Below are 13,612 nucleotides of genomic sequence, written 5' to 3' on the forward strand. Positions count from 1 at the left end.
CTTACTCGCCCGACACACTCGGTGCACCAGCGGCACGTTTGCGCTTGGCGCCACCGCTGCGGCGACGCTTGCGTGGCGCACCGCTGGCACCGTCGTCCTTGCCACTGAGGTCGCGGATCATGTCGCGGCGTTCGCTTTCGTTGGCGTCCTGATAGTCCGTCCACCATTCACCCAGACCGTTGGTCTGTTCGCCAGCGTTTTCACGCAGCAGCAGGAAGTCGTAACCGGCACGGAAACGTGGGTTGTCCAGCAACAGGTCGGCACGTTTGCCGCTGCGGCGCGGCAGGCGTTCCTGCATGTCCCAGATCTCGCGGATCGGCAGGGTGAAACGTTTTGGAATCGCGATCCGCTGGCATTGCTCGCTGATCAGTTCGTGAGCCGCTTCCTGCATGGCCGGGATCGGCGGCATGCCACGGTCCTGCAAGCGCAGTACGCGGGCCGGCAAGGCTGGCCAGAGCAGGGCGGCGAACAGGAACGCTGGCGTCACCGGCTTGTTCTGCTTGATCCGCAGGTCGGTGTTGATCAGCGCTTCGCTGATCAAGGTGTGGGTGTAGGTCGGGTTGTGTTCCAGTGCTTCGGCGCTGGCCGGGAACAGTGGATCGAACAATTGCAGGTCGACCAGCATCTCGAAGGTGTCCGCGGCATGACCCGAAAGGAACAGCTTCAACACTTCTTCGAACAAGCGTGCCGAGGGGATCTCGCGCAACATCGGCGCCAGGCCTCGGATGGGCGCGGCAGAGTGCTTTTCGATACCGAAGTCCAGCTTGGCGGCGAAACGCACCGCACGCAGCATCCGCACCGGGTCTTCCTGGTAACGCTGGGTCGGGTCGCCGATCAGCCGGATTAAGCGATTGCGGATATCGTGTACGCCGTTGGCGTAGTCGAGAATGCGCTCGCTGACCGGATCGTAATACAGGGCGTTGATAGTGAAGTCGCGGCGTTGCGCGTCCTCTTCCAGAGTGCCGTAAACGTTGTCGCGCAGAATGCGCCCGCTTTCGTTACGCGAGGACTGGTTGCTGTCTTCCTCTTCGTCATTTTGCGGGTGATTGGCGCGGAAGGTCGCGACTTCAATGATTTCGCGACCAAAATGGATGTGCACCAGTTTGAATCGGCGCCCGATGATCCGCGCATTGCGAAACTCGGCGCGAACCTGTTCCGGCGTGGCGCTGGTGGCGACGTCGAAATCCTTGGGTGTGATGTTGAGTAGCATGTCGCGCACACAGCCACCGACCAGGTAAGCCTGGTAACCGGCGTTCTGCAGGCGTTCGACGATGTTCACCGCATAACGGCTGAACTGCGCCCGTTGCAGCGAGTGTTGGCTGCTGTTGAGCACTTCAGGCGTGCTGCGAATGTGTTGCGTACGACGCAAGGGAGAACGGAATGACTGGAACAGCTTCTTCAGCATGGGATGCACTGTTTGAAGGAATGTTCGGCCAAAACGAAGAATGACCGCATGATGGGCGGGGATTCTAGCATTTAGTCGGGGGATGGTGTAGGAAGCTGCGAAAGGGGATGAAGCTGATCTCTGTAGCAGTCGGCGTGGTCAGCCAAACGCCAGAAACCACAAGGGGAGCCGAAGCTCCCCAAGAAGTAGTTGCGTGCTCTATTTTTATTTTTGGTTTCGGGCTTCTTGTTTTTGTGTAACGCCCTCGCCATGAAGTTTTCCTTCATGACCCTCCCAATCGGGAGTCAAGAGCAAACGGATTGCTTTGGTCGCTGTGTTGCAATGATCTGTGTGATCCAACCAGTTCAGGCTCTGCCTTAGGGCAGTTTTTGTTGTTCTCGGCCTGGTTGCGGGGCAAGCCCCAAATACAACGCCTCTCCAAAAGAATCAGTTAGCTACGCCTCTCGCCGTCTTGTTTTTATTGTGCGTGAGTCGATACGTCTTATTTTTATTGTCTTGTGCATTGCTTGTTATTGTTCTTGTACCAAACATATAGCAGGTGCCGTGCCAACTTTTACGAAGTCCAGCAAAACAAGGGGTTAGGTGCCTTGATTGCTTTTTTCAGGGCCAAAAAAAGCCGGGGCTTCGTTACCGTAAGCCCCGGCTTCTGTTACGAGAAAAAGCTGCGGTAACAGTTTTTTCACAATGTCACGTGTTACTCACACACTCTACAGGTGACGTTCAGCTCTCGCTGGCCACGCCGGTCTTGCGCCGCGGGATGCCCAGACGCTGACGACGCTCCCACAGGCATTTGCGGCTGACCCCGAGTTTGCGAGCCAGCTCGGTTTCCGTCATGTGGTCCTGGTGTTCGAGGACGAAGTGCTGGAAGTAGTCTTCCAGTGACAGGTCCTCGGTGGGCTCGTGGCTAGTGTTACTGGCGCTGCCCTGTTGGGGTGCCAGGCCGATGAACTCGTCATCTTCAAGGTCGCTGAGCTCGATATCGATGCCCAGCAACTCGGCAGAAATCTCCGGGCTCTCACACAGAATGACGGCGCGCTCGACGGCGTTTTCCAGTTCGCGCACGTTACCGGGCCAGGAGTAATGACGAATCGCCTGTTCGGCGTCCGGAGCGAATTTCAGGTCGGTGCGATTCACGCGCGCGCTCTGGCGGGCGAGGAAGGCATTGGCGATTTCGTTGACGTCCGCACCACGCTCACGCAGGGCCGGCAGTTTCAGGGCGATCACGTGGAGGCGGTAATACAAGTCTTCGCGGAACTGGCCGATCTTGGCCAGGCTCTTCAGGTCACGGTGGGTCGCGGCGATCAGACGTACGTCGACCTTCTGCGATTGCACCGAGCCTACGCGGCGGATTTCGCCTTCCTGCAATACGCGCAGCAAGCGCGCCTGCGCTTCAAGTGGTAGCTCGCCGATCTCATCGAGGAACAGGGTGCCGCCGTCGGCTGCTTCAACCAGCCCCGCGCGACCGGCGCTGGCACCGGTAAACGCGCCTTTCTCGTGGCCGAACAGTTCGGACTCGATCAGGCTTTCCGGAATGGCTGCGCAGTTCACCGAAATCATCGGTGCCTTGGCACGTTTGGACAGGTTGTGCAGGGCGCGGGCCACCAGTTCTTTACCGGTGCCGGATTCGCCCTGAATCAGCACGTTGGAATCGGTAGGGGCCACTTTACGGATTTTGCCGTACATGTCCTGCATCGGTGGGCAGGAACCGATGATGCCGATTTCGCCATTGCTGTTATCGACAGCGGACTTCGCCGAGCCGTTGGCAGCTTTGCCGACCGCAGGTTCGCCCACGGCGCTTTGCGCCGATTGCCGATCACGCAGGATACGCGCGACGGCCTGGAGCATTTCGTCGTGGTCGAAAGGCTTGGCGATGTAGTCCACCGCGCCCATCTTCATCGAGTCGACCGCCGAGCGCAGGCTGGCGTAGCTGGTCATGATCAGCACCGGCGTGCCCTGGCCCAGCTTGATCAGTTCGGTGCCCGGTGCGCCAGGCAGGCGCAGGTCACTGACAATCAGGTCGAACGTGGGAATGCTGAAGCGTTCTTGTGCTTCCTGCACTGAACCGGCTTCGCTGACCTGGTACTGGTTACGTTCCAGCAGGCGGCGCAAGGCGGAGCGGATAATTGTTTCGTCTTCGACGATCAAAATGTGCGGCATTGATTCGATACTCTCGACGGTCTCAGTTCACAGCGGACGTCGCTTCGACATGACGCGGTAAGGTCACCCGGATACGGGTGCCGCGTTGGCTTTGTGTGTCAGCCGGGCTGTCGATGGTGATTTGTCCATAATGCTCTTCAACGATGGAATAGACCAGTGCAAGGCCCAGACCGGTGCCTTCGCCAGGATCCTTGGTGGTGAAGAAGGGTTCGAACAATCGGTCCATGATGCTCGATGGGATGCCGCTGCCCTCGTCTTCCACGATCAGATCGATCGTGTGTTCGTTGGCTTCACTTTTTACCCGTACCGCACTGCCGGCCGGCGATGCATCGCGGGCGTTGGACAGCAGGTTGATCAACACCTGGGCGAGCCGCTGCGGGTCGCCATCGACCCAATGCTCGGGATCGCACAGGTTAAAGAACTGCACTTCGAAGTTGCGGCGGTTCAGCGCCAGCAGACCAATGGCATCTTGGGCGACTTCGGCCAGGCAGACCGGTTCGTCATTGTGCTGGTGGCTACCGGCGTGGGCAAAGCTCATCAGCGACTGGACGATGCGTGACACGCGCTTGGTCTGTTCGAGGATTTGCCCGCTGATTTCCTTCAGTTCGCTGTCTTCTTCGCGCTCTTCGCGCAGGTTCTGCGCCAGACAGGCGATGCCGGTGATCGGGTTGCCGATTTCATGGGCCACGCCGGCCGCCAGCCGACCGATGCTCGCCAGACGCTCGGAGTGCACCAGTTTGTCTTCGAGCATCTGGGTTTCAGTCAGGTCTTCGACCAGCAACACCAAACCGCTGTTACCGGGCGCGAGCGGTTCGTCGATCGCCGCTTTGTGCAGATTCAGCCAGCGCGTCTGGCCATCCAGGGCCAGGTGCTGTTTGTGCAAGTGTTCGTCTGGAATATTAATGAAGCCTTGCAGCAGTTCTTTCCACGGCTCGCCGAGAGTGCTCAGGCGTGAACCGACCACCCGCTGCGCGGCGATCCCGGTCAGCTCCTCCATGGCTTTGTTCCACATGAGGATTTCCTGATCCTTGGCCAGCGAACAAACGCCCATCGGCAATTCTTGCAAGGTCTGGCGGTGGTAACGGCGCAGGGCATCGAGTTCGGCGGCAAGGCCGGTGAGGCGCGAGTGATAGTCCTCGAGACGGCTTTCGATGAAGTGAATGTCTTCGGTGACGTAGTTTTCGCCGCCGGCCTTGTACGGCAGGAAGGTTTCGACCATGTCTTGCGCGACGCTCGGACCCATCAGGCCGGAGAGGTTGGCTTCGATTCGGTCACGCAAGCGGCGCAAGGCGTACGGGCGACGCTCGTCGAACGGCAGATAAAGGTCGCGCAGGGCCTGTTCGACTTCCTTTTGTGCCGCCTTGGCGCCCAGCGGTTTGGCCAGTTGGGTGGCGAATTCCTGGGGGGACGCGGCGTGCAATTCGCGGCGTTGCGGGCGACGTACATTGTCTACGGCGCAGGCTTCGGCGGCGCTGGCTTCTTCGGTGCTGGCGTTGGTGAACAGTGATATCAGCGTGAACATCAGCACGTTGGCCGCCAAGGACGCGATCGCCGCCATGTGCCAACTGGTGTCGTCGAGCACGTAGATCATGTTCAGCAGCGGGATATAGAAGCCTTGCAGGTTGCCGACCAGCGGCAACAGCATGGTCACTATCCACACCAGAATCCCCGCCAGCAAACCGGCAATGAAGCCGCGACGGTTGGCAGTCGGCCAATACAGAACGGACAACACGCCGGGGAGGAACTGCAAGGTCGCGACGAAGGCGACGATGCCGAGGTTGGCCAGGTCCTGCTCGGCGCCCAGCAGCAGGTAGAAACCATAACCGGCCATGATGATCGCGACGATCAAGGCGCGGCGGGTCCATTTCAGCCAGCGGTAGATGTTGCCTTCGGCGGGTGGCTGATACAGCGGCAGCACCAGGTGGTTCAGGGCCATGCCGGACAGGGCCAGCGTGGTGACGATGATCAGGCCGCTGGCGGCTGACAAACCGCCGACATAGGCCAACAGTGCCAGGGCCTTGCTGTTGGCGGCGATGCCGACGCCGAGGGTGAAGTATTCCGGGTTGGTGGTGGCACCCAGTTTCAGGCCGGCCCAGAGAATCAGCGGCACGGCCAGGCTCATCAGCAGCAGGAACAGCGGCAAGCCCCAGCTCGCACTGACCAGCGAGCGCGGGTTGAGGTTTTCGGTGAAGGTCATGTGGTACATGTGCGGCATCACAATCGCCGAGGCGAAGAACACCAGCAGCAGCGTGCGCCATGGACCTTCTTGCAGCGGTGTGTGCAGGGCGGCGAGGGCGGTCTGGTTTTGCAGTAGCCAGACTTCCAGCTGTTGTGGGCCATCGAACACGCCGTACAAGGCATAGAGGCCGACACCACCAATGGCGATCAGCTTGATCACCGATTCAAAGGCAATCGCGAACACCAGGCCTTCGTGTTTTTCCCGGGTCGCGATATGCCGCGAACCGAAGAAAATCGTAAACAGCGTGATTAGCGCGCAGAAGCTCAGGGCGACCCGATGCTGCACCGGCTCACGGGTGAGGATGCCGATCGAGTCGGCCACCGCCTGAATCTGCAAGGCCAGCAACGGCAGCACGCCGATCAGCATGAAAATCGTGGTCAGCGCGCCGGCCCAGGTGCTGCGAAAGCGAAACGCAAACAGGTCGGCCAGAGAGGAAAGTTGATACGTCCGGGTGATCTTCAGAATCGGGTACAGCAACACCGGCGCCAGCAGAAACGCCCCGGAGACCCCGAGGTAGCTGGACAGAAAGCCGTAACCGTATTGATAGGCCAGACCAACCGTGCCGTAGAACGCCCAGGCACTGGCATAGACACCCAATGACAAGGTGTAGGTCAGCGGGTGGCGAATGATCGCTCGCGGGATCATTCCGCGTTCGCTGATCCAGGCAACGCCGAACAGCACCGCCAGGTAGGCGGCGCTGATCAGGATCATCTGGGTCAGGCTAAAGCTCATCGGCATCTTTTTGGCTCTGCAGGATGAAGGTCACGACGATCAGAATCAGCCACAGCAGATACGGGCGATACCAGGCGCCAGTGGCGTCGATCCACCAGTCCATGATGGCTGGGGAGAACAGATAGATCCCCACTACCAGGAGCAGGACCAAGCGATAGATGTACATCCCGGCCTCTCTTTATTGTGTGCGTGCCCGAAAACGTGCGGCGATGGTAACGGATGGGCGCCAACCTGCAAGCTTAGTCAGCGTAATTGCGCTTCGGGCAGTGTCAGTGTGCGCGGGATCAACCTCGCATCCCAGTGCCTGATGCCCCAATTCAATACTTCCCTGGGGCTGGCATCGTCGAGTTCGTGGCCGGGATTTTGCCCCAGTGCGCGCAGTGCGCGCAGCAACAACGGCGTGGCCTGATCCTCGGTCAGCGGCGGCGAGCGATAGGACTTGCCGAGCTTGTTGCCGTCCGGCTGGGTAATCAGCGGCAGATGCAGGTAGCGCGGTTGCGGCAGGCCGAGCAGTTCCTGCAGGTACAACTGGCGCGGGGTGGAGTCGAGCAGGTCGGCGCCGCGGACAATATCGGTGATGCCTTGCCAGGCATCGTCGAGCACCACCGCCAGTTGATAGGCGTAGAGTCCGTCGCGGCGGCGAATCACGAAGTCGCCGACCTCACGGCCCAGGTGCTGGCGGTACTCGCCCTGCACGCGGTCGGTGAAGTGATACTCCAACTCCGGGACGCGCACGCGGATCGCCGCGTTTTCGCTGGCGTGACCGGCGTTGCGGCACAGGCCTGGATAAATCCCGTGATAAGGCGCCAGTTGTTTGCGCGAACAGGTGCAGGCGTAGGCCAGGCCGTGGTTGAACAGTTGATTCAACACCTGCGCGTAGGCGTCGTGACGGTCGCTCTGACGGACCATTTCGCCATCCCATTCGAAGCCGTAGCTTTCCAGGGCCTTGAGGATCGCCGCCTGGGCGCCGGGCACTTCCCGAGGTGGGTCGAGGTCTTCCATGCGCAGCAACCAGCGGCCGTCGACCGAACGGGCGTCAAGGTACGAGGCCAATGCCGCGACCAGCGAGCCGAAGTGCAGGTGTCCACTGGGGGTGGGAGCGAAGCGCCCGATGTAGGCGGGGGATTTAATGGCAGTCATGGGCGCGATGTTAATTGAAAGAACAAAACAGTCAGAAACAAAAACGGAGCGTTCGCACGCTCCGTTCTTCGTTCAAGTCGACGCTTATTTGCCGACTTGCTTTTCCTTGATTTCTGCAAGGGTCTTGCAGTCGACGCACATGTCGGCAGTAGGGCGGGCTTCCAGGCGTTTGACGCCGATCTCGACACCGCAGGACTCGCACCAGCCGTATTCTTCGTCTTCGATCAGTTGCAGGGTCTTGTCGATTTTCTTGATCAGCTTGCGCTCGCGGTCGCGGGCACGCAGTTCAAGGCTGAATTCTTCTTCCTGACTGGCACGGTCGGCCGGGTCGGGGAAGTTGGCCGCTTCGTCCTTCATGTGATCAACAGTACGGTCGACTTCCTGCATCAAGTCCTGTTTCCACTTGTTCAGGATCTTGGTGAAGTGAGCGCGCATGGGCTGACCCATGTACTCCTCACCCTTCACTTCTTTGTAGGGTTCGAAGCCGCTGATCGACGGGTTTTGCTGTTGCTTTGCTTGGGTGGGCATGAAATGGACCGCCTCTACTCTTGTAATCCATTGCGCAGGATTGCTCCATCACCGACACCTGCCGGCCCTGCGGCTGCAAGCGGGCGAACTTACCAGATCAAATCGGAGCGCGCTACTCCCGGATGTCGAGGCTGCGGCCCGTAAGGCTTGCAAAAGGTTGCAAAGCCTTGTCTGGTGGGTCTGGAGACCTGGTCAATTATTGATTTTAGTCAATCTTGAGCCTTACGTATGAGCTCATTTACAGGTTAAACCGGGGTTGTGACCGCTTTAGGTTCTCGCTCGTTCCTGCGCTTGGGTAGAATCAATTCTTTTCCCCGTTGAAGGAAGGCTAATGGCTCAGCCCTACAGTGCGCGCAGCCGCGCTATCGAACCTTTCCACGTCATGGCATTGCTGGCGCGCGCCAATGAGTTGCAGGCTGCCGGACACGACGTGATTCACCTGGAAATCGGTGAACCGGACTTCACCACTGCCGAGCCGATCATCAAGGCCGGCCAGGCTGCGCTGACGGCGGGGAAAACCCGTTACACCGCCGCTCGCGGCATTCCAGAGTTGCGTGAAGCCATTTCGGGCTTCTATCAGCAACGTTACGGGTTGAACATCGACCCGCAGCGCATCCTGATCACGCCGGGCGGTTCTGGCGCGTTACTGTTGGCCAGCGCCTTGCTGGTCGATCCGGGTAAACACTGGCTGCTGGCCGACCCGGGTTACCCGTGCAACCGGCATTTCCTGCGGTTGGTGGAAGGCGCGGCGCAACTGGTGCCGGTCGGCCCGGACGTGCGTTATCAACTGACACCGGAGCTGGTCGAGCGCTACTGGGACCACGACAGCGTCGGTGCACTGGTCGCTTCACCGGCCAACCCGACCGGAACCATCCTCACCCGCAATGAACTGGCGGGGCTGTCTGCAGCAATCAAAGAGCGCCACGGCCATCTGGTGGTGGACGAGATTTATCACGGCCTGACCTACGGCACCGACGCCGCCAGCGTGCTGGAAGTCGATGACAGCGCTTTTGTGCTGAACAGTTTCTCCAAATACTTCGGCATGACCGGCTGGCGCCTGGGTTGGCTGGTGGCCCCGACGGCGGCTGTCGGCGAGTTGGAAAAGCTCGCTCAGAACCTCTACATCAGCGCGCCGAGCATGGCCCAGCACGCAGCGCTGGCCTGCTTCGAGCCAGAGACCCTGAGCATTCTCGAAGAGCGCCGGGCCGAGTTCGGGCGCAGGCGTGACTTCCTGCTGCCAGCTCTGCGTGAACTGGGTTTTGGAATCGCCGTGGAGCCGGAAGGCGCCTTCTATCTGTATGCCGACATCAGTGCCTTTGGCGGTGATGCGTTTGCCTTCTGTCGGCACTTCCTGGAAACCGAACACGTCGCCTTCACCCCAGGCCTGGATTTTGGCCGGTATCAGGCGGGTCATCACGTACGGTTCGCCTACACCCAGAGCCTGCCGCGCTTGCAGGAAGCGGTACAGCGGATTGCCCGTGGCCTGCGGAGCTGGCAAGGCTGATGCACTTCAATCCCCCTCTCGAAGAAGGTCGGCTGATTCGTCGTTACAAGCGTTTTCTCGCCGATATCGAAACTGTTGACGGTGAGTTGCTGACCATTCACTGCCCCAACACCGGGTCGATGTTCAATTGCATGGTCGAGGGCGGGCAGGTCTGGTTCAGCCGTTCCAATGACCCGAAGCGCAAACTGCCCGGTACCTGGGAAATCAGTGAAACCCCGCAAGGGCGGCTGGCCTGCGTGAATACTGCGCGGGCCAATACCTTGGTTGAAGAAGCGTTGCATGGCGGTGTGATCACTGAACTCAATGGCTTTACCGGGTTCAAGCGTGAAGTGCCATATGGCCAGGAAAACAGCCGCATCGATTTTCGTCTCGATTACCCGAATGGCCCGGCGTTTGTTGAAGTCAAAAGTGTCACGCTGGGCTTCGACGGCTCAGCAGTCGCGGCGTTTCCGGATGCGCTGACTCAGCGCGGCGCCAAGCATCTGCGTGAGCTGACGTGCCTGGCGCGGGACGGTATCCGTGCGGTGCAGTTGTATTGTGTCAATCTGACCGGCATCGACGCGGTACGCCCGGCCGAGGAGATCGATCCGGGTTACGCAGCCGCGTTGCGTGAGGCGAAAGCGGCCGGGGTTGAAGTGTTGGCGTATGGCGTGAGCCTGACCTCGCAGGAGGTGCTCGTCGACCGTCGGCTGGAGGTGTTGCTCGGCGCCTAAGGTTGAACCCAGATTCCCTGGCTGTCTTCGCGGCACGCCAGGGCACTGAGGGATTGCCCGGCACAGGGGCCGGCCACGCATTCACCGTTTTCGATCAGGAATAGCGCGCCATGGGTAGCGCACTGGATCAGGCTCGCGCTCTGGTCGAGAAACTGGTCGGGTTGCCATTCCAGGCCGACGCCGCGATGCGGGCAGCGATTTTCATATACGTAGACCTGGCCTTCACGGCGCACGGCAAACAGCTTCTGACCATCGATCTCGAAACCGCGGCTGCTGGCATCGACCAGCTCGGCGCTGGTACAAAGAAACTTCATGACTATCCTCAAGTGCCGAGGGCTCTGGCCTCTGGCGGTTATGCGGTGCGCGTTCACTGGTTAGCAAATGTGTCTGTGCTTGACGTGCAAATGCTAACAATTATCAAATAGGTGCTTCGCCCGTGCTGTAAGCGTTGCTGAAAACGCTTCGATTTTGCGGGAATACCCTCAAAGGAAACCCTGTTATGCGCCTGAGTACCAGTGCTATTGCGCTCTGTGTCGGACTTTTGGTCAACCATGGGGCTCAAGCGACCGAATTGCCGCAACGCTGGGTCAGTGCCGGCGGGGCTTTGTCGGAGTGGGTGAGTGCGCTGGGCGGCGAATCGAAACTGGTCGGTGTCGACAGTACCAGCCAACATCCCGAATCGCTCAAGGCCTTGCCGAGTATCGGTTATCAGCGGCAATTGTCGGCAGAGGGCATTCTGAGTTTGCGTCCGCAGATTCTTGTTGGCACTGAAGAAATGGGCCCACCGCCGGTGTTGTCGCAGATTCGCAGTGCCGGGGTGCAGGTTGAACTGTTCTCTGCGCAGGCAGATCTGCCAACCCTGCAAGGCAACTTGTTGCACCTGGGTAAATTGCTCGGTAGCGAGTCGCAGGCCACAGTGCTGTTCAACAGTTATCAACAGCAACTTGAACAGCAGAAAGCCTGGGTCAGCCAGGCTCAGGCCAAACAGAAGGCGCCGGGCGTGTTGTTACTGCTGGGTCACGCTGGCGGCAAGCCGCTGATCGCTGGCAAGGACACCGCCGCCGATTGGCTGTTGCAACAGGCGGGCGGGCATAACCTGGCGACCCATACCGGTTACAAACCTTTTTCTGTTGAGTCGCTGGCTGGCCTGACGCCAGACATATTGGTGTTTGCCGACCGGGCGCTGACCGGTGACGCCGCGCGTGCTGCCTTGTTCAAGGAAAACCCGATTCTCGCGTCGACTCCGGCGGCCAAGGCCGGGCGGGTGTTCGAGCTTGATCCGACCTTGCTGGTCGGCGGTCTGGGGCCACGTTTGCCTTCGATCCTGGTGAAGTTATCCACCGGGTTCTATCCCGCTGAATCGGCCACGGCAAGCACCGCCCCATGAGCACTCTGGTTAAACCGCGTGCTTTATTCATTGGGCTGAGCCTGTTGTGTTTGCTGGCGATCTGGCTGTCATTGGCCCTGGGCCCGGTCAGCTTGCCGCTGCTCGACACGTTGCGCGCCGCGATGCGGATGATTGGATTACCGGTTCCTGCTGAAGGGTTGGAGCAGGCCGAGCTGATTCTTGGACAGATTCGCTTGCCGCGTACCTTGCTCGGTCTGGCGGTGGGCGGGGTGCTGGCCTTGTCTGGCGTGGCGATGCAGGGGCTGTTTCGCAATCCGCTGGCGGACCCGGGGTTGGTCGGTGTCTCCAGTGGCGCCGCGCTGGGCGCAGCAATTGCGATTGTCGGTGGCTCGATATTTGGCGGCTTGCCTGAGGCGATCGGTCCTTACCTGTTATCGCTGTGTGCGTTTCTGGGTGGGCTTGGGGTAACGGCGCTGGTTTATCGTCTCGGCCGGCGGAACGGCCAGACTAACGTGGCAACCATGTTGCTGGCAGGCATCGCCCTGACGGCGCTGGCCAGTTCGGCGGTGGGTTTGTTCACTTATCTGGCGGACGACGCGACCTTGCGTACGCTGACCTTCTGGAACCTGGGCAGCCTGAATGGCGCCAGCTATGCGCGACTCTGGCCATTGCTGCTGGTGAGTGCGGCGGTGGCGCTGTGGTTGCCGCGCCGGGCCAAGGCGTTGAATGCGTTGTTGCTCGGCGAGTCCGAGGCCAGTCATTTGGGGATCAATGTCGAAGGGCTCAAGCGCGAACTGGTGTTTTGCACCGCGCTGGGCGTCGGTGCCGCTGTTGCGGCGGCGGGGATGATCGGTTTTGTCGGGTTGGTGGTGCCACATCTGGTGCGACTGCTGGCCGGTCCCGATCATCGTGTGTTGTTGCCGGCTTCGGTTCTGGCGGGCGCCAGTCTGTTGCTCTTTGCCGATCTGGTGGCGCGGTTGGCGTTGGCCCCGGCTGAATTGCCGATTGGCATCGTGACCGCGTTTATCGGCGCACCGTTCTTTCTGTATTTGCTGTTACGAGGTCGCGCCTGATGCTGCGAGTGGAAAATCTGCAGATCTGCCGCGGCAAGAAAATCGTCCTGGCGGACATCGATCTTGAGCTCAAGCCGGGTGAAGTCCTCGGGGTGCTGGGCCCCAATGGCGCGGGCAAAAGTACCTTGCTCGGCGCTTTGTGTGGCGAGTTGCGTCCTGATCATGGTCGTGTCTGGCTCGATCAGAGCGAACTGAGCCATTGGGATGGCGCACAACGAGCGCAACGCTTGGCGGTATTGCCGCAAACCTCGACCCTGGATTTTGCGTTCCGCGTCGAGGAAGTGGTCGGGATGGGGCGTTTGCCTCATCAAACAGGCCGGGTGCGCGATGACGAAATTGTCGCTGCCGCCTTGCAGGCCGCCGATGTCGGGCATTTGAGTGGCCGCAGTTACCTGGCCCTGTCTGGCGGAGAGCGCCAGCGTGTGCACCTGGCGCGGGTACTGGCGCAGCTTTGGCCGGGTGAGGCCGGGCAAACCTTGCTGCTCGACGAGCCAACGTCGATGCTCGACCCGCTGCATCAGCACACCACCTTGCAGGCGATTCGTGAATTCGCCGATCGCGGGGCGGCAGTGCTGGTAATTCTGCATGATCTGAATCTGGCGGCGCGTTATTGTGATCGTATTCTGCTGCTCGAAGGCGGGCGTCCGCATGCGTTGGACACGCCGCAGCAGGTGCTGCGGCCGGAACCGCTCAAGGCCGTGTTCGGACTGGATGTGTTGGTGCAGCCGCACCCGGAGCGCGGGCATCCGCTGATCATTGCCCGTTGAGGTGAG

The 13,612-nt window shown here is 60.2% G+C and carries 12 protein-coding genes; 5 read left to right on the forward strand and 7 right to left on the reverse strand.

Features of this window, described 5'->3' with window-relative positions; all coding sequences use genetic code 11:
- Position 1: 1 nt before the first annotated feature.
- The 6 genes from AC1RPZ_RS20320 to dksA all read right to left on the reverse strand — a co-directional run bounded on the left by AC1RPZ_RS20320 (position 2) and on the right by dksA (position 8,201).
- A complete protein-coding gene (locus AC1RPZ_RS20320; protein ID WP_493138826.1) occupies positions 2-1,405 on the reverse strand; it encodes a polynucleotide adenylyltransferase PcnB in 1,404 nt (467 codons plus the stop codon).
- Between the two features lie 720 nt (positions 1,406-2,125).
- Positions 2,126-3,562 (reverse strand): sigma-54-dependent transcriptional regulator, encoded by a 1,437-nt coding sequence (locus AC1RPZ_RS20325; protein WP_493138828.1) that lies wholly within the window; start codon positions 3,560-3,562, stop codon positions 2,126-2,128.
- Between the two features lie 22 nt (positions 3,563-3,584).
- Positions 3,585-6,539, reverse strand: coding sequence for a sensor histidine kinase (locus tag AC1RPZ_RS20330; protein WP_493138830.1), 2,955 nt, complete (start codon positions 6,537-6,539; stop codon positions 3,585-3,587).
- Positions 6,523-6,699, reverse strand: a complete 177-nt coding sequence (locus AC1RPZ_RS20335) for a hypothetical protein (RefSeq protein ID WP_003176118.1) — start codon at positions 6,697-6,699, stop codon at positions 6,523-6,525. The genes AC1RPZ_RS20330 and AC1RPZ_RS20335 overlap by 17 nt, the downstream gene beginning before the upstream one ends.
- A gap of 77 nt (positions 6,700-6,776) precedes the next feature.
- Complete coding sequence (gluQRS, locus tag AC1RPZ_RS20340) at positions 6,777-7,673, reverse strand: tRNA glutamyl-Q(34) synthetase GluQRS (RefSeq protein WP_493138832.1); 897 nt, start codon at positions 7,671-7,673, stop codon at positions 6,777-6,779.
- An 84-nt stretch (positions 7,674-7,757) separates the two neighbouring features.
- Positions 7,758-8,201 carry an RNA polymerase-binding protein DksA gene (gene dksA / locus AC1RPZ_RS20345; protein WP_019691671.1) on the reverse strand — a complete coding sequence of 148 codons (444 nt, stop codon included), beginning with the start codon at positions 8,199-8,201 and terminating at the stop codon, positions 7,758-7,760.
- A 331-nt stretch (positions 8,202-8,532) separates the two neighbouring features.
- On the opposite strand from dksA, the gene AC1RPZ_RS20350 reads away from it, so the two are divergent.
- Together AC1RPZ_RS20350 and sfsA are read left to right on the forward strand one after the other, a co-directional pair.
- The gene (locus AC1RPZ_RS20350) at positions 8,533-9,705 is read left to right on the forward strand and encodes a pyridoxal phosphate-dependent aminotransferase (RefSeq protein WP_493138834.1); all 1,173 of its coding nucleotides are present in this window, start codon (positions 8,533-8,535) and stop codon (positions 9,703-9,705) included.
- Complete coding sequence (gene sfsA / locus AC1RPZ_RS20355) at positions 9,705-10,418, forward strand: DNA/RNA nuclease SfsA (RefSeq protein ID WP_493138836.1); 714 nt, start codon at positions 9,705-9,707, stop codon at positions 10,416-10,418. The genes AC1RPZ_RS20350 and sfsA overlap by 1 nt, the downstream gene beginning before the upstream one ends.
- On the opposite strand, the gene AC1RPZ_RS20360 is transcribed toward sfsA, so the two are convergent.
- Entirely contained in the window at positions 10,415-10,732 is a 318-nt protein-coding gene (locus AC1RPZ_RS20360; RefSeq protein ID WP_493138838.1) for a Rieske (2Fe-2S) protein, read from the reverse strand. The genes sfsA and AC1RPZ_RS20360 overlap by 4 nt on opposite strands.
- 185 nt (positions 10,733-10,917) lie before the next feature.
- Here AC1RPZ_RS20360 and AC1RPZ_RS20365 point away from each other — a divergent pair, with 185 nt between their 5' ends.
- From AC1RPZ_RS20365 to AC1RPZ_RS20375, 3 genes are read left to right on the forward strand one after another with little or no spacing between them, the layout of a single operon-like run.
- On the forward strand, positions 10,918-11,805 hold the full coding sequence (locus tag AC1RPZ_RS20365) for a heme/hemin ABC transporter substrate-binding protein (protein WP_493138840.1): 888 nt from the start codon (positions 10,918-10,920) through the stop codon (positions 11,803-11,805).
- Positions 11,806-11,855: 50 nt separating this feature from the next.
- A complete protein-coding gene (locus AC1RPZ_RS20370; protein WP_493138874.1) occupies positions 11,856-12,839 on the forward strand; it encodes a FecCD family ABC transporter permease in 984 nt (327 codons plus the stop codon).
- On the forward strand, positions 12,839-13,606 hold the full coding sequence (locus AC1RPZ_RS20375; RefSeq protein ID WP_493138842.1) for a heme ABC transporter ATP-binding protein: 768 nt from the start codon (positions 12,839-12,841) through the stop codon (positions 13,604-13,606). The genes AC1RPZ_RS20370 and AC1RPZ_RS20375 overlap by 1 nt, the downstream gene beginning before the upstream one ends.
- The last annotated feature ends 6 nt before the right edge of the window (positions 13,607-13,612 follow it).

This window comes from Pseudomonas sp. GW822-FHT02D10 (assembly GCF_058802345.1).